Below are 16,129 nucleotides of genomic sequence, written 5' to 3' on the forward strand. Positions count from 1 at the left end.
GTACGCGTTACATGATGCGCGGAGCCCGCGCCGAATGCTGCGAGCGGCAATGTAGCGCGACGGATGACGAAACTCAAGGTGACCTACGCAAGGGAGATCCACATTCACCGGGCAAAGCGCCAACGCTCGCGACAATGGAGCCATAAACGAGAAAGAAAGTAGCCAAGTTTTCCCCGGAAGTCCTCGAGCGTGCAGTACATCTGATGCGCGAGCAGCGAACATTCGTCGACGTGAGCGGCGGTCGAGTCAATGGTACCGATGATGGGCTGTACGGCGCAGACGCCGCTCGCATTGGGCAAACCAGGTCGATTATGGCGAGCGTGATGGAGTGACCACCGACGAACGCGGACGGCTGAAGGCCGTGGAGCGCAAGGTTAAGGAGACGAGGGAATCTGTCGGTTCCATTTTTTCAGGCCGGCCTCAGTAAAGATCTCGTCAGGATGAAACATGCTCCGCGCATCTACCGGGACATGAGCAAGGCCCGGCGCTGGCGACTTGTCGTCGAAACCGACGAGCAAGTGACCTCAATTCGTATTTCTCTGTGCCAGCACGACGCGAACGCATTCCATTCTGCGGAATCCGAATCAACTCATGTATTGATTTCCACCGAGAGGCTTCCACTGTGCGCCAGATGGGTTGGTGAAATCTCGTGTTGACCGCCAGGGTTAAGTTTCTTTTAAGTCCGCCCTCATATCTTGTGTTCAGGGCGCGTGAATGATGCAACTGCGTGAGGTCCAGTCCGCCCTACGGGAACAACAACGATCAAAGAAGGAGAATTCGACATGTCCACCCTGAATAGAAGGAAAGCAACCTTCTGCGTGATGTCGGTCGCATTGCTGGTCTGCGGTACTGTGCCCGCGGGCTATGCGGTCGCGGCCGTCACCCAGGCAAAGGCCGTCAATCAGGATTTCACGAAACTGTCGCATGCCGGGAATCGGGCCATGATTGACGTCATGATTGCCCGATCTGCGCTCTTCGACGGCCATCCTGAGGCGGCCACCCATTTGCTGGCCGACGCCAAGACGGCGATGCAGGCGGCGAAGTCCGACAACTCGGCCTTCATGAAGGCCGAATCGACGCTGAGCGACGCCGCCGGTGCACACGCCAACACGGCTACGAGCAATCAAGCTACGGCATGGCTGCCGGTCGGCGGTGACATGACCGTACTGGATGACTTCGCCGCCCAGCCGGTCAAGGCCAAGGCAGTCGCCAACGCTAACGTGGCCTTGAAGAAGGGGGACCGCGAAGGGGCGATCAAGGCGCTGAAACTTGCTGACGTCAATGTCGCCTATACCGTTGATGTCGTTCCACTCGACCAAACCGCCGAGCGTATCGATCAGGCGTCGGCACTGCTGAACGCGGGCAAGTATTACGAAGCGGGTGTCGTCCTGCACCAGGTGCAGCACAGCCAACGCTTCGATCAACTCGATATTAATGCCGTGCCGGCCAGTCGCGGATAAATCATCGTGAGCGATACCTCCCATAGCCTGCTAACGTGGATTCTCATCGGTGGCGCGTCAGGCTGCTTTGCCGGGGTGGTCTGGCGTGGACGCCCATACCAGATCATTCGCGATATCGTCCTGGGTATCATGGGCGCATGCGTGGTCTCAGGTATTGCTCATGTCCTAGATTTATCGGTAGCCAACAGCGTGTTTCTCGACATTGTCACCTCCACGGCGGGCGCGCTCGTCGCACTCGCAGCAATGCGTCAATTACGCAAGACTTAGTCTGACGCGCAAGCGGCTGGTACGCTCAATACACCGATTATCGTCATGGTGCGACTCCCACGCGCGGCGTCATGTCGAGCGTGATGCAACGCGCCCGAGTCGTTCGGTGCTGGTGTGGAAATCGGCACGATTTCCCCGGTGCGCGGTGCGGCGCAGGTGGCTGTCGCGGCATTGTCAAGTTGCCGGTGCAGGCATGCGCCGATCCGGTATGCACAAGACTCCTGCTTATTACTGGGCAATGCTCGTCGACCCGGCGACAGTCCACTGGAACCAGTTGGACAGACGTGCCCGCAATTGTGCACGATGATGGCCTGCACTCATTCGATGCCGCGGCAACGCGAAGTGCTGACGGATTGGACCAAAGTTCGACAGGAAGCGCTGTGTGCGCCGCGGGTCACGGAAACCCTGCATCTGGCGCTCTCGCCGGCGCGTCGGCTGGTGGCTGTTCTCCGCGCGGTTATTGACACGGGCCGAGGCCTTCACGAAGACGTGCTTCACGCCGGCCAGTTGCGGCACTTCGGCCTTTGCAGCCGGATAGCTGCGCAGCTGATCCGTGACGATCTTCCGGGGTACCGGGTGCGAACGCAGCATCCTCCTGAAGAAGCGTTTTGCCGCAGCTCTGTCACGGCGCTTTTGTAGCAGCACGTCCAGTTCGGTGCCGTGCTCATCCACTGCGCGCCACAGCACGTACAGTTCGCCACGCAGTTTCACGAACAGTTCATCGAGATGCCACGTCGTGCCCGTGCCTGGCCGCACTGCCTTGGCCCGATACGCGAACATCGTGCCGAACCGCTCACACCAGTTGCGCACTGATTCGTAGCTCACCACGACACCGCGCTCAAGCAGCAATTCCTCGATGTCGCGCAGGCTCAGGTTGAAACGGTGGTACCAGCGTACCGCGCAGCCGATGACTGCGGCCGGGAAACGGAAACCGTGATATGGCGAGGGTGTCTTCTTCATTCCTCTATTTTACCCAGCGCCACCTTCAAGTTGACATTGCCAAAAACGGCAAAAAACCGCAACCTTGAAACCGTTCGAACCCGCGCTTTACCCCCAGTTCTACTGGCGCCATTACGCCGATCATCCCCGGCTCCTTTACGCCGATCCGTGACACCATAGCAGTCGCTTGTGCTGATTCCAACTCGTCATCGGCGTAGCCTCCAGGCCAACGCCGTCAGATAGCCCCAGATCAGCGGCAGGGTCGCCCACATCGGCAGGAAATCGAAGTGCGCTGTCGAGCGCATCACCGGATCGACGTGCTGCGATTCCCACAGGCCGCCATAGATGGCAATGCCGATGATGATCGCAGCGACGATCAGCGAGGCCATCATCCAAGCGCGGTGGCGTTGTCCGAAATGCCACGCCAGCACGAACGAGGCGGCGGTCAATGCCATGAAACCAACGCTGCCAAAGAGTGCGTGCAATATAGCGTGCGTCGTCGCTTGATCGTAGGCAGGCAAGCCAGGCGGCGTATCGACGCCGGGTGGAAAGCCAAACGCGGGATCGGTGCGAAACAGGCCGACCAGCACGTGTGAGACCGCAAATACGGCGAGCAGCAGAGGTGCCCACAAACCGCCGGGCGTCCCTTTCAACACCCGGCGCGCGCCGATAGCGAAGGCCAGCATTAGCAGGCCCGCAACGATGAAGTTCAGCGACTGGACCCAACCGAATTCGCCGAGCGCGAGCTGGCTGCTGGCATGGTGGCGCAGATCGAAACCGTCGCGCAGGATGGCCTGGGCGAAGCCAACGGTGATGACCAGCGGGCCAGCGATGAGCCCCGCACTCAACAGGCGGGAGGTCAGTCGATCTTGAGGCGACTTCTGGATTGACATGGCGCGGGCTCCTTCCTCAGTCATCCCGGGTTCGCAATTCATACACCGCGTACAACGGCACGCGCAGAACTCCCCGAAACATCGGCCCGAGGATGGAGTGCGGCAGACCGTAGCCCTCCATTACGCGATGGGCCGCCGCCAGTCGCAGGCGCGGATGCGGCTCGAGCAGATCGGCCGGACGGCGTAGCCCCCAAGAAATCTCGGTATGCGTATGGCGGATCGACGGATGCTGCTTCCCACGTCCGGCCACCAGCCAGCACATGGAGTCGAAGGCAAACACCGAGCCAGCCGATGCACGCTCGCCGAACTCGGCGAGGATCGCGGACACGGCGGTGGCCGGCAGATACATCAGTACGCCTTCGCTCATCAGGAAGACCGGCGCCGCATCGCGCGCCTTCGGCAGGCCGAGCCGATCCCACCACCCGGGCTGACACAGATCCAGGTCGAGCAGTGCATGGCGCTCGCCAGGCAGCCCCAGGAACGCGCGGCGCAGCGCGATCACGTCCGGCAGGTCCGCGTCCGTCATGCGGGCCTGGCCGTTGTCGAGCCACTGGAAATAGTGACTCAGCCCGCAGCCAAGATTGACCACATGGCCGGCCGGATGGTCTTTCAGATAATCCAGCGCCAAGTCGCGGAAAACGCAAATGCGCGCCAGCACGCCATAGACGGTGGAGCGCTGCTTGAGCCACAGGCTGCCGTCGTCGCCCAGACGGGCCAGTGCATCGCGCGCACTGGCATCGTGAACGGCGACCTCAGGAAAGAGCGAGTCGCCTAAGGCGCGAGCTGCCAGCGGGATGCGCAGGGTGTCGCTGATCGCGTGCGCCGTCACGGCGGCAGTCGCGGAAAGCTGCCCTGCGCTGTCCGTAGAGATGTCCGGTATTCCGGGGAGGCTGCTACTCATGGCCGTACTCCGAAGGAGAATCACTTACATTGTAAATGAGACGCATTGTCATTTGAATCCAGAAAATTACCGATATTGGGTTAGTTTCGGTGGCTGGGTATTGTCAGTTCGTTCCATGAGCGTCTTGCATAGTAGGGCACAAACAAGCCCGTCCATGCCCTCGCGCCTCACTGTGATTCGCCGATCTCGTTCAAGGGCCACCGCTTCCCACCCGACGTGATCAGCTCCGCAGTGTGGCTGTACTGCCGATTTCCGCTGAGCCTACGCATAGTCGAGCAAATGCTTGTGGCACGGGGCATCAAGCTGATCTACGAGTCGGGACGATGCTGGGCCGCGAAGTTTGGTCTGGCGATCGCTCAGCGTATTGGTGCCACGGCCCCAAGCCGCAGTGACAAATGGCACCTTGACGATGGGGTGGTGAAGATCCGCGGCGTGAAGCACTGGCTCTGGCGAGCCGTGGATCAACACGTGCTCGATGTCCTGGTTCAGCGTCGGCGCGACGCCACAGCGGCCAAGCGACTGATGCGCAAGCTGCTCAAGCGCCACGGCCGCCCGCGCATCATCGTGACGGACAAACTGTGCAGCTACGCGGTGGCCAACGCCGCGTTGGGCCTGAGTGTCGAGCACCGGCATCTCTGGACACGAGCACGATCTCAGTTGCAGGCAACCAGGTTGTCCCGCGCGACGGATACTGGCTGGCGTTGTACGGGGCCGCGTCGGCAGAAAAATCCCAGCTCATTCCCGCCCGCGGGAACATGCCTGAGCGCTACCACGCCGGCGAGCGTTTCGAAGGGTCTCCGTTGAGCTGGCTCACTGCCGACCAGGTCCAGTAGCACTACCTGGGGGATGCGTACCCGTTGCCTCCACAGCGTGAAGATTCCCTGAAACACATGATCGAAGCTCGCTTGCTGAGACAGGTTCCCGAACTCCCTTCGCGCCTTATCTGTGGCGGTCAGCAGCAGTGCCCGCAAAGTGGCATATGGGAAGCCCGCGTTGCCGACGATCATGCGCTGGCGAGGCCATTCAACCGATGGAATCAGCAGACGTTCGTCGAGAAAGGTCAAGTGTTCCCGCAAGGCAGTGAAAGGTTTCCTGGCCTGGCGATGAACGATGTTCAATGGACTTACCTCGGAAGTCCGAACGCGGAAACCGGCATGCCTAGTATTCGCGAGATTAGCCTGTAACGACAAGTGAGCGAAAGCATGGTTCGTCAGGTAATTGTGGTGGGCGACACGCTGGGGCCGCATGGCGGAACCGTCACGGCGGGATCAAATGCGGACGTCGTGAACGGCAAGCCGATCGCCCGGAAGGGGGACACCGTCGAATGCAAGGAGCACGGAAGCCAGACCAGAGGGTTGGCCGGGATTCGTGAAAAATCCGCCACATCTCGGACTAAGCTGCTGATTTAAAAGCGAAATCGATGGTCGGATCGAGAGGGAAAAACGGCCGTAGCAGGTCCAGCAGGTAGTCGCCGAGCCGATTGATGTGGTCGCGCCGGTATGGGGATAGCGCTTTGAGGACATCGGCATCGATCGGATGGCCCTTTTCTTGCAGCTCCTTCAGCTTACGGGACATCCACTGAACGTTGTACAGGATCACCATGTTGGCCACGAGGTGGTTGTACTTGACGACCTTACGTTGCTCGTGCCGGATGTTTTCGGCGATCACGCCGTCGCCGCCGAACATCAGCCACTGCGCGAAGTCGTTGAACTGCTCGCTCTTGTTGGTCTGCGCGTGGATCGTGCGACGCAGCTCCGGATCGTCCAGATACTTCAGCAGGAACAACGTCCGAATCACTCGCCCAAGTTCGCGGAACGCGAAATAGAGTTTGTTCTTCGTGCTCTCCGAGCCGAGCCGGCGCAAGATCGCCGACGGCGTCATCTTGCCGGCCTTGATCGATACCGCGACGCGCATCATGTCGATGTAGTGACGCTCGATCAGCCCCCAGTCTATCGCCTGCCGGCACAAGCTGTCGATGTGCTCGTACTTGCGACGTTTGTCGGCCTTGTACAGGACGAGGTCCTTGATGTTGCGCATGCGCGGCATCAGCCCGATCCCCATGACATACGACAATCCGAACACGGGGCCGCTCTGGGCCTGGGTATCGCCGTGAATCGTATCCGGTTTGATATCGGCACCGTTCTCGATCAGCCCGTCGAGAATGTAGACGGCCTCGTGAACACCACACGGAATGAAATGGCTGAACAGCGCGATGTACATGTCCGACACATGATAGTAGCCGATTCCGCCGTAGCCGCCATAGCGGATGTGGTATTCGGAGAGCAGATTCTGCTCGTATAGGCTGGTTTAATGACACTGCGGCTGCGTGATCGGCCTAGCAGGCTCTACGCCTTATCAAGACAGTGTTGGGCACACTCCACCGAATCATCCCATTCACCGCGACAGGAATTCCAACGCACGCTTCGATAAAATCGAACCGCGCGCGGTTCAAAGAACACAGTGCGCGACGGACTGATCTCAATCGATCACCACCAACACACCTACCTGTGGTGCGTCCTTGCTCGACTGAGACCACGTTTTAGCATGAGCCCTTTTCAACCGCACTCGTCTGATGAGCTTTTACTGGCCGTACTTAAAAATTTTGCCAGTCGGACGATGACGCGACAGTCGGCGCGACGCTCGCGGCGGGGGCCAGTTTTCGTACATACGACGTGGCCGGCCTGTTCTTCCTCTCATGTGCTGAAGCCGCTGCGGGAAACCGGACAGGTTCGCTTGTCGGTACCGATAAATCTCTGTGCTTAGTTATACGAAATACAGAAATCATTTCCTTCAGGCCGGACGACTGAGATGACATGGATTGGGCCGCAGCCGCCGACTCCTCGACCAGGGCGGCATTTTGCTGGGTGACCTCGTCCATCTGAGTGACGGCCTGATTGACTTGCTCTATACCCTTGCGCTGTTCTTGTGAGGCGGCTGAAATCTCTTCCATCAGATCAGTGACGCGCGCAACAGCGCTCACCACATCCTTCATGGTGACACCAGCCTCTGCGACCAATTCTGCGCCCTTGCGCACTCCATCGGCCGATTCGGTAATCAGATCCTTGATCTCTTTCGCGGCAGTCGCGCTGCGCTGGGCAAGCGAGCGCACCTCACCAGCGACGACCGCGAATCCTCGGCCTTGCTCGCCAGCGCGCGCGGCTTCAACCGCAGCATTAAGAGCAAGGATGTTCGTCTGGAACGCGATGCCCTCGATAGCAGCAATGATCGCGGACATGCGGTCTGTCCTCGCGCTGATTTCGTCCATCGTCTCCACCACCCGATTCACGACATGGCCGCCGCGCACCGCCACTTCCGAAGCATTTTGAGCAAACGTGCTGCCTTGAGCCGCATTGTCGGCGTTTTGCTTTACGGTCGACGTCAATTGCTCCATACTCGCGGCCGTTTCCTCCAGCGACGCGGCTTGTTCTTCCGTCCGTTGGCTGAGGTCAATGTTGCCGGCCGCAATCTCGGAGGATGCCGTCGCGATGCTATCCGCGCTGTGTTGAATGTCTCCGACCATACGCGCCAGACGCTCGTTCATCTCTTTCAGTGCGGTCAGGAGCATTGCCGTCTCGTCTTTTCCAGAGGCGTCGATTTCCGAAGTCAAATCGCCCTGCGCAACGGTTTGCGCGACGGACACTGCTCGCGCAAGGGGGCGCGTGATCGAGCGGGTAATCAGAATAGCCACGCCGATACCGGCAACAAACGCTATCGCTACAAGCAGTCCTGTCTCGATCACTGCCTCGTGATAGCTCGCCGATGCCGAAGCATTCGCTGCCTCGCTTTGTTCCCGACTGGCCTGAACGGCCGCATCAACCGCTTTGACGAAGCTCGCAAATTCGACAGCCGCCGCCTTGGTGGCTAACTCCCGGACCTCAGGCGTGTCCGTCTGGCCCCGAGCCATCGCATCGAGCTGTCGTTGGTTTAACCTCTGAAAATCCGACCATTTAGATTCAATTTCTCGCACTAATTGGGCGCCGCCAGTTGATGTCGCCAATGATTTGTAACGCGAAAACACTGCGTCGTACTGCCGCAATGCCGTATCGTGCGCCACGCGTTGTGCATCTCGCCCTTGTTGGTCCGCTTCAAGGAGGCCGCGAAGCGTCGCCCGCCGAACGGCATTGGCTTGAGAGCGCAAGTCGCCGAGCGTTTGCACGGTCGGCACCACAACGTTGGATATCTTCTCCGTTTCTTGATAGACCCGCCCGATTTGCCACAGCGCCATTGCTCCGAGCAAGCATACGAAGGCAAGGGACAACCCGAATCCTGTCGCGAGCCGGCGTCCAATCTTCAGATTGATTAGGAAGGTCATTTTTATCTCCATATGAAAATGCAAGGACGAAGAAATACAAATGTAATTACGGCACGCACTTGCGTTGCTGAAGAGATTCGGTGTTTATCCTGATATGGCGCTACTCCGCCACGATCCGTCTGACTAAAGCTCAGGTCGAGTGCCCATGGTCACCCGCTCACGCCAATGTCGGTGCGAGCGCGACAGGACAGACGCGCATGCGGGACACCACGTCAACGTGGAAATGAGGATCCCGCTCAGGGGAGCCAGCCATAGGCCGCGGAGACGATAGATCCGCGCACGATCGGTTCATCGAAAGACCGCTTCAGTGAGCTCTTCCGACTCAATCCACAGCCTCGCAGCGACACTCGTATTCACTGCCTTCTTGGACAGTGCCGAGCGTTAGTGTTCGGTCTTTCATGAGCCTTCGGCCGTAGGTCGAAGGCTGCATTGCCGGGCGAATTCGCCCGGCGTGAGATCCTTGAGCGTCATGTGAGGTCGAGTCTCATTGTAGTCTCGGCGCCAAGCCTCGATCTCACGTTTGGTTTCCGCCACCGATTCGACCTAACCACTCTTTTGTACCAGCTCGCCAGATTGACGTTGATGCATTAGCGCTTCAGGAAAAGTCGAGCATTGACTGAAGTTCCCGCAACTCTCCTCTTTTTGCCAGTTGACTGACTTTAGCCGCAAAGGGTGCATGCCGTGGTGCCGCCCGAGCAATCTTTTCCGCCCAGTCAAGCAAATCGGATATCGCGCCCAACTCGATCAGCACGCGTGCTTCGTCGAGCAATACCGCGGCAGGTGGTTCGAGAAACGGCGGATCTTGCGATGCGGGCTGCGCCGGTCTGTGATCACGTTGCATCTTCAGCAGCGTAGCGATTGTGTTACGCAAATCGGCAAGACTGATCGGCTTGAGAAGCTGGGCGTCGAAACATTCGCTCGCATCTGGCCGTGCTGCCTGACTGAACGGCACAGCGGAAACGAGAACGACTGGGACATGTGGATGGCAGCTTCGTGCGGCGGCCAACACGTCATGCCCGGATGCCTCTGGCATGAGTCGATCGGTCAGTATGAGTGCTGGAATCGGGCAATTCTTCGCGATCAGTCTCCGGACCGCTGACGCGCCATTATCGTAGGCTTCAACCGCGAATCCGAGGCTGAGCAAATCTCCGCGCAACAACTCTCGGATCTCGGCCGTATCTTCAGCCAACAGCACGAGTCTTCCCCCTCCGTCTATGAGCGGGAGCGTATCGGCCGATTCATGCATGCGCAGACTGTCGACTCCCGCTTCATCCACCTCATCGACCGTAAGCTCGATGACGACCTTCGTCCCGATTCCTGGGGTGCTGTCGAATGTCAAGGTCGCCCCCATCCGGTCGGTCCATAGCTTGACAATAGAAAGCCCCAGACCGATACCTGGCCGATGGTTGTGTTCCCCTACGCGCACGAACGGCTCGAAAACGCGCTCGTGATCGACGACAGCAATGCCGCACCCGCTGTCGGATATGGAGAAGCGCAGATTCCAGCGCCGCTGCGTGCTATCGACAGGATCCGCGCTGACGGTCAGCAGGATACTGCCGTGGTTCGTGAACTTGGCTGCATTGTCCAGAAGGTTGCCAAGCACCTGGTGCATACGCTGTTCATCAAGTTCGATGACTGGCGGTAGATCTCCGACGACGTTTAGAGAAAACTCGTTAGCGCTGCGATTCGCGAGTGCATCGCCATGCTGCGAAACGGCGTCCAGTAGAGCGTAGGTGTACACAGGTTGGGGTGACAGCGTGTCCGCTTCGCGCCCCCTAGCATAGTCGATCAGGTCGTTGACCATACCGAGCATGTGGTTGGCGCTGCGGCGGATGACTCGACCGCGTTCCGCATCCTCGCGACCATCCGCTTGGATGAGATCGGCGAAGCCGATAATCGATGTGAGCGGCGTTCTGAGGTCGTGGCTGATTCGGGCGAGGAAGTCGCTCTTTGCCCGTATCGCACCGTCGGCCTGCTCAAGTGCGCTACGCAGCTCGCGGGTACGTGTGGCAACCGCATTCTCGAGTCGCTCCTGAGTGGCCTCGCGTTCAGCCCAAAGCAGCCGCTGCACTTGTCGTTGCTCGAGCAGTAACTGACGCGACCTGCCGCCGACGATCATCGATAGCAAAACCAGCACGCCGATACTGTCCCAGATCTGTGCGGTGCCTGCGCTAAAACTGGTGGAAATGAATCCGGATAGCACACCGAGGCGAATGAAGAGCGTCGCACAGTCGGGAAGAAACGCTATCAGAATAAGGCGCGCGTTCGCCACCTTGCGCCGGTACGCATGAGCCACGGATGCTATCCACACCAGATTGCAGAGGAGTGTGCCCTGGATGGCGACCGCTGCGCTTGTGCGATAGTCCCCGAACGCGGTCCAGGCGGCGGCGGCGACAAGCGCCGCAATCATGATCTTGTAAGACCAGCGCCATGCACCGAATTTGTCGAGTCCAATGAACGAATACAGCAGCGCCGAGAACAGAGCGACACTGATGTTGCCCGCGATGCTCGGCAGGCGCACGAGCCAGTCGCCACCCTGATGAAGAAGCAGTGCGTAAAGATAGCCTTCGAAGGCTAATTCGTAGATGACTTCGGACACCACGGTTGCCGTCAGTATCACGAAGACACGGTCGCGCCACACAGCTGCGAGCACTGCCGAGAAGACGGCCATCGCGAGCATGGCGCCTGTCAGCAGCATATGCGCGGTGATGCTGCGCTGGGCTTCCACGTGGAAATTCCTCGGGTGCCAGAGATGCAAGGACAGCGTCAGCGATGAACGGCTTCGCACGCGGATCAGATACCGCATTTGCTGGCTAGGTGTCAGCGTGACCGGAAACGCAGTACTGACGGTTTCGAGCGGCCGGTTCGCGATCGGCGCTCCGATTCCGGAACGGTAGCGCACCTTGGCCGCGTTACCATCTTGATCGACCACGTAGAAAGCGACGTCTTCGAGACGTACTGGATCGACCGAGATCCATCGCGTGGTGGTTTGCGCGCCTTGATTTGCGAGTGTGCCTGCGATCCAGATGGTCGACGACGTGAAACCTCGTGACAGCGTGCGCGCGGTCGCACGCTGCCAGCCGTCGCTGTGCAAGACGGTGTCAGCTGCGAGGTTTGCCGTGCGATCGTCGAACAGCATGACGTCGTTCGCCAGCGATCGGTACCCGGAACCTGATGCGACGTCGATTGCCTGCGGCCATCGAAGGTCAGCCGAAAACGCGCTCAATGCGAAAAACATCAGCAACCACGCCAGTGCCAGCTGGCTCCCCGCATGCGTGCGTCGGCCGATCATGGATTGGTCAGCGCTTCATTCGCGTGGCTGTCCGCGCGGCGAAGCATACTCGGGGAGACGCCAAAACGTGTCTTGAACGCGGTCGCGAAGTTCGCACCGTTCGTATAGCCGACTCTACGCGCGATGGTCACGATGTCGCTGTTACTCTCGAGCAGCAGACGCCTCGACTCCTTGAGTCGTTCTTCTCGAATATAGTCGAATACTGTGAGCCCGATGCAACGTTTGAGCGCTTGCGATAGGCGACGTGGTGAAGTACCGGTCCGAGCGGCAAGCGCTTCGACGTCGGGTTCGTCGGCGAAGTTGGCGAGCACGATGGCCTTGACTTGACGGAAGAGCGCGAGGTCGATATTCGTAGCGTCCTGATTAAGCGGCTGGACGCCTGCTGTCGGTTCCGATTCGGTCGCAATGCCATTCAATCTCAAGTGCATGGCAACGCGCAGCTTTACCTCGTCGAAATGGAACGGCTTGGTGATGTAGTCGATCGCACCGGCCTCGAGGCCGGCAACGCGTTCCTCGGGTTGGCTTGATGCGGTCAGGAAAATCAATGGTACGTCTGAAGTGGTCGGATCGGCTTTCAGTCTGCGGCACGCAGTGAGCCCGTCGCAACCCGGCATCTTGATGTCCATCAGAATCAGGTCCGGCTGGACGGCACGTGCCTTGTTCACCCCGTCTAGGCCATCGCTCGCCATGAATACGCGAAAGTCCTGTTGTCGGAGGAATTCGGCGAGCAGGCTACGATCGTCGAGGTGGTCATCGACAACAAGGACGCGGGTCATAAATCAGCTGCTCGATGTGCTGCGTGCGGAGAGATCGGACGGATGCATATTGTGTTGCCGATAATAATGATCATTCGTCGTGCCGCAATGTCACCATCGCGTCGGCGGAGCAATGTACCGCAGGGAGGATATCTCGGAAACCGGCAGCCGTCGGCGGCGGGCGAAAATAATATCCGGCACCAAACAAAACAGACCGATTCGCAAAGTATTGCACTGCGTCATACATCGAATTGCTTTATCCGTGACTCGTTTGGGGAAGCGCCGAATCGTTTTCGGTACGCCGTCGAGAAATTCTGCCGGGTTCCATATCCCACTGCCTCGGCGATCGTCTGGATGTCGATAGTCGTTTGTGTAAGCAGGCTTGTCGCATATTGCATGCGCGCTTCGAACAGGAACTGCGAGACCGTCATGCCGGTGCATCGTTTGAAGACCAGGTTCAACCGCAAAGTATTCGTGCTCAACGTACGCGCGAGAGACGGAACGGGAGATGCCTCGTGAAGACGGGCAAGTAGATGGTAGCGGGCGTCTCGAAACAAGCGCGTATCCAGCGTATCGCCCGGATACGCGGCAGTGTTTTTGCCGCATGCGTAACGGCCTGCACGCGCATGAATGCTGAGGCGCAGGTGAACCTCCTTCAGATCGAAGGGTTTGGACACGTAGTCGATGGCACCTAACCGTAGCCCTTGTACGCGCTCGGCGGGTTGGCCGGCTGCCGTCAGGAAGCAAATCGGGATCGCGCGCGTATCTGGAACAGATCGTAAAAGGCGTGTGGTAGTCAGGCCGTCGCATACCGGCATGCCTACATCCATCAGGATCAGGTCGGGAATAATGGCCAGCGCCTTGCGAAAGCCGTCCTGGCCGTCGCATGCGACAAAAATGCGGCAACCGATGCCGCCGAAGTACTCCGCCAGCAGCAGTCGATCGTCAGGATTATCGTCAATGATCAGGATCCGCATTCCGGAAATGTCGCTGGAGCGTGATCGTTCAATTGCTTGTGGCATGTAAATTTCGCAATCGATTGGCGAGAGAGTCCGATGGCTTTATCTACCCGAAGCGCCGGACTGTTTACGGGCGAGATTTCTCTTCTTCCGGGTTAACGGCAACATCCGCCGCTAACTTGAGCTCGCAGCTGATGGTCGGCTCCTTCGAGCACCGAGTGCGACCCCGGTTCGGCCTGGATCTCGGCATCCGGTCGCGCGCCCTGTTCTCGGACGAAGATTTTATCGAGCCCGGCAAACCTTAGCGACAGTCTTTCAAAGGCCTGACTCCCACTTGCATGTTCCTCCGCGGTATCGTCCGCTCCAACGATGTGGCGAGTACTCCACATCCCGCAACCGAATCGATACTGCATACGCCGCTTGCGTCGCAAGTCGATGGCGAGTCGGCGAGCGGCCAATCACCGGCGGGGAAGCTATGCGAATAGCGCATCGAAAAATGGAGAGAATTTAGATAATGAAAAATGAGAGGCCAACGATCTTCGGTACGCGGGTTTTAGGTGTGGGGCTGTTGACCAGTGCGGCATTGGCCGGCTGCGGTGGGGATGCTTCTCCGAATGTGCAGGTTTCAGCATTCCCGAGCTGCAGCAGTACCGCTCACGTTCCGAGCGTCGACGGATATCCGGTATACCGGGTACAGCCAGGGAATGTCGACAAATGCTCAATAGCTGCGCATTACGATGCCGGCTATGCAATCGTGGCCGACGGCGATGTCGACATCTGGGGGCCGACGGACGATATGCCGGTCTTCAAGGTCGATAGCGGCGTCGCCGCGATGGAGCCGAGCGGCACCGATGGCATCATCAGCACGGTACCGGTAGCTTCGTCGATCCCTGTCGCCACAAAGAGCGAGCAGTCGTCGGGCTTCATCCTGGCGAAATCCGCCGTCGACGGCGCGCCGGTAGAGTGCCAGATACAGGACGGCACCACGGACGGGAACGGCATCGATCGCTGCCTGGACCCGGTTCGGGCGAGCCAGGCGCGGCAGCGTCTGACGAAATCCGCAGTGCAGTCGGCTATGGTTCGCGCGACGGCGGACTCTCCGGCGGGCATCGCCGGCAATGCCAATCCCGACCCTTCCGCATGGACCCTGCTCGGCAACAGCTCGCAGGAAGTCAGCCTCGAGTCGTACACGGACAATTGGTGGCAGTCCGACCAAAAGGCCGGCAGCGCGAAACTCCAGTTTTCGTTGTATCGCCTGAATTCAAGCACGCAGAACGACTATTACCTCGTGAAGGCGAACTGGGAAACGACGCCGCAACCACGCATCAACAAGACGCATCCGACGCGCAAGGATACGTGCGTGAAGGGTGATTACTGCGGTTATTACAACAACCTCCATGATATGGCATTTTCCTTGTCGGTCGTCAGAGGTGGTGTGGTGATCCAGGGAAATGTCGATAATTACATGCCCAAAACCGTGGAGAGAAACACCACGGTGACGCAAAAAATGGGCGGATCTCTTTCGTTTGGAGACAAGGGTGTAACTGCGTCGGTAAGCGGCGAAATTGCGACTTCGTATACTTATTCCGCACAAAATCTGATTTCGTCTTCCGAACATGGCATCGCGGAGTTTATTTCTTCCCATGCGACGTCGGCCAATGATATCTGGAAAACCGATCCCACTACCGTCGGCACGGCCGGGACGGTTGCCTGGGTATTGTTCAGCGTGCCCGAGGGAGATCCCGCCGTCGAAGAGAGCGTGCAGATCAAGGTTTCGAAATTCGAAGGCAACTTCGGTCTGCGGGCGGACAATGACCTGATATCGAGAACTTATCTGTACGACTACAAGCTGGCCAAGCCTTACACCCTCAGCTATTCCACTCCGGCATTCGGTGTAAAGGTTCTGAACGACGACGGCACGACCCGACCAGTCCCTGCCGGACGTAATAACGCGATACGCCTGAAGGCGGGGGAATCCACGGAGCTGCAGATTTCCGCAGGCGATTACTCCACGCCGATCAGGCTGGCTTGGCAAATCACCAATTTGCCTGACTGGCTGGTGGCGTCGGTCGAGAGAGGCAGCGTCAACAGCGGCAATGGACGTGTCACCGTCACGGTGCGGCCGAACGCGACACCGGGCGTGCTCGGCTACGTGATGATCAATACGAGCCCGCGTGCGGCCGCGGCGTCCATGCGCAACCAGGATATCGCCGTACCGATTCAAGTCGTCCAGTAACGGGCGGGGACATCGATCGTTCGCATTTGCCGAACGCATTCGCAGGCGAAATATTTCCGGGATTGGCTCGGTCATTACAAATATTGACCGAGCTATCTGAACACGCGTCCGGTTT

Annotated in this window: 12 protein-coding genes and 4 pseudogenes; 6 read left to right on the top strand and 10 right to left on the bottom strand. The window is 58.9% G+C overall.

Translation table 11 applies throughout. The features are described from left to right. Positions 1-203: 203 nt before the first annotated feature. From QZM72_RS31135 to QZM72_RS31145, 3 genes and pseudogenes are all read left to right on the top strand, one after another. Positions 204-394, top strand: a pseudogene (locus QZM72_RS31135) (IS3 family transposase); the annotation flags it as partial. A 388-nt stretch (positions 395-782) separates the two neighbouring features. After that, on the top strand, positions 783-1,460 hold the full coding sequence (locus tag QZM72_RS31140) for a YfdX family protein (RefSeq protein ID WP_301739983.1): 678 nt from the start codon (positions 783-785) through the stop codon (positions 1,458-1,460). 6 nt (positions 1,461-1,466) lie between these two features. Further along, positions 1,467-1,727: a GlsB/YeaQ/YmgE family stress response membrane protein gene (locus QZM72_RS31145; protein WP_301739984.1), complete on the top strand. Its 261-nt coding sequence runs from the start codon at positions 1,467-1,469 to the stop codon at positions 1,725-1,727. Positions 1,728-1,955: 228 nt separating this feature from the next. On the opposite strand, the gene QZM72_RS31150 is transcribed toward QZM72_RS31145, so the two are convergent. The 3 genes from QZM72_RS31150 to QZM72_RS31160 all read right to left on the bottom strand — a co-directional run bounded on the left by QZM72_RS31150 (position 1,956) and on the right by QZM72_RS31160 (position 4,460). Further along, positions 1,956-2,687 carry an IS6 family transposase gene (locus QZM72_RS31150; RefSeq protein ID WP_301739985.1) on the bottom strand — a complete coding sequence of 244 codons (732 nt, stop codon included), beginning with the start codon at positions 2,685-2,687 and terminating at the stop codon, positions 1,956-1,958. Positions 2,688-2,872: 185 nt separating this feature from the next. After that, positions 2,873-3,559 carry a DUF998 domain-containing protein gene (locus tag QZM72_RS31155; protein ID WP_301739986.1) on the bottom strand — a complete coding sequence of 229 codons (687 nt, stop codon included), beginning with the start codon at positions 3,557-3,559 and terminating at the stop codon, positions 2,873-2,875. 16 nt (positions 3,560-3,575) lie between these two features. Then, positions 3,576-4,460, bottom strand: a complete 885-nt coding sequence (locus QZM72_RS31160; RefSeq protein ID WP_301739987.1) for a class I SAM-dependent methyltransferase — start codon at positions 4,458-4,460, stop codon at positions 3,576-3,578. A 183-nt stretch (positions 4,461-4,643) separates the two neighbouring features. Here QZM72_RS31160 and QZM72_RS31165 point away from each other — a divergent pair. Continuing rightward, a pseudogene (locus QZM72_RS31165) lies at positions 4,644-5,090 on the top strand (IS6 family transposase); the annotation flags it as partial. Between the two features lie 23 nt (positions 5,091-5,113). Here the strand turns inward: QZM72_RS31165 and QZM72_RS31170 are convergent. Further along, positions 5,114-5,578 (bottom strand): hypothetical protein, encoded by a 465-nt coding sequence (locus QZM72_RS31170; RefSeq protein WP_301739988.1) that lies wholly within the window; start codon positions 5,576-5,578, stop codon positions 5,114-5,116. A gap of 84 nt (positions 5,579-5,662) precedes the next feature. On the opposite strand from QZM72_RS31170, the gene QZM72_RS31175 reads away from it, so the two are divergent. Continuing rightward, complete coding sequence (locus tag QZM72_RS31175) at positions 5,663-5,869, top strand: PAAR domain-containing protein (protein WP_301739989.1); 207 nt, start codon at positions 5,663-5,665, stop codon at positions 5,867-5,869. On the opposite strand, the pseudogene QZM72_RS31180 reads toward QZM72_RS31175, so the two are convergent. The 6 genes and pseudogenes from QZM72_RS31180 to QZM72_RS31205 all read right to left on the bottom strand — a co-directional run. Then, a pseudogene (locus tag QZM72_RS31180) lies at positions 5,853-6,764 on the bottom strand (transposase); the annotation flags it as partial. The gene QZM72_RS31175 and the pseudogene QZM72_RS31180 sit on opposite strands and share 17 nt — an antisense overlap. A gap of 289 nt (positions 6,765-7,053) precedes the next feature. Beyond that, positions 7,054-8,772 (bottom strand): methyl-accepting chemotaxis protein, encoded by a 1,719-nt coding sequence (locus tag QZM72_RS31185; protein WP_301739990.1) that lies wholly within the window; start codon positions 8,770-8,772, stop codon positions 7,054-7,056. Between the two features lie 396 nt (positions 8,773-9,168). Further along, positions 9,169-9,312 (bottom strand): annotated as a pseudogene (locus tag QZM72_RS31190) (integrase core domain-containing protein); the annotation flags it as partial. A 55-nt stretch (positions 9,313-9,367) separates the two neighbouring features. Next, complete coding sequence (locus QZM72_RS31195) at positions 9,368-12,064, bottom strand: hybrid sensor histidine kinase/response regulator (RefSeq protein ID WP_301739991.1); 2,697 nt, start codon at positions 12,062-12,064, stop codon at positions 9,368-9,370. Next, complete coding sequence (locus QZM72_RS31200; RefSeq protein WP_301739992.1) at positions 12,061-12,840, bottom strand: response regulator; 780 nt, start codon at positions 12,838-12,840, stop codon at positions 12,061-12,063. The genes QZM72_RS31195 and QZM72_RS31200 overlap by 4 nt, the downstream gene beginning before the upstream one ends. A 218-nt stretch (positions 12,841-13,058) precedes the next feature. Beyond that, a complete protein-coding gene (locus QZM72_RS31205; RefSeq protein ID WP_124702978.1) occupies positions 13,059-13,796 on the bottom strand; it encodes a response regulator in 738 nt (245 codons plus the stop codon). Between the two features lie 496 nt (positions 13,797-14,292). Between QZM72_RS31205 and QZM72_RS31210 the strand changes: the two genes are divergently transcribed. After that, a complete protein-coding gene (locus tag QZM72_RS31210) occupies positions 14,293-16,014 on the top strand; it encodes a hypothetical protein (protein WP_301739993.1) in 1,722 nt (573 codons plus the stop codon). Positions 16,015-16,129: the final 115 nt, after the last annotated feature.

Source organism: Burkholderia sp. AU45388 (assembly GCF_030481585.1).
Lineage (GTDB): Bacteria > Pseudomonadota > Gammaproteobacteria > Burkholderiales > Burkholderiaceae > Burkholderia > Burkholderia sola.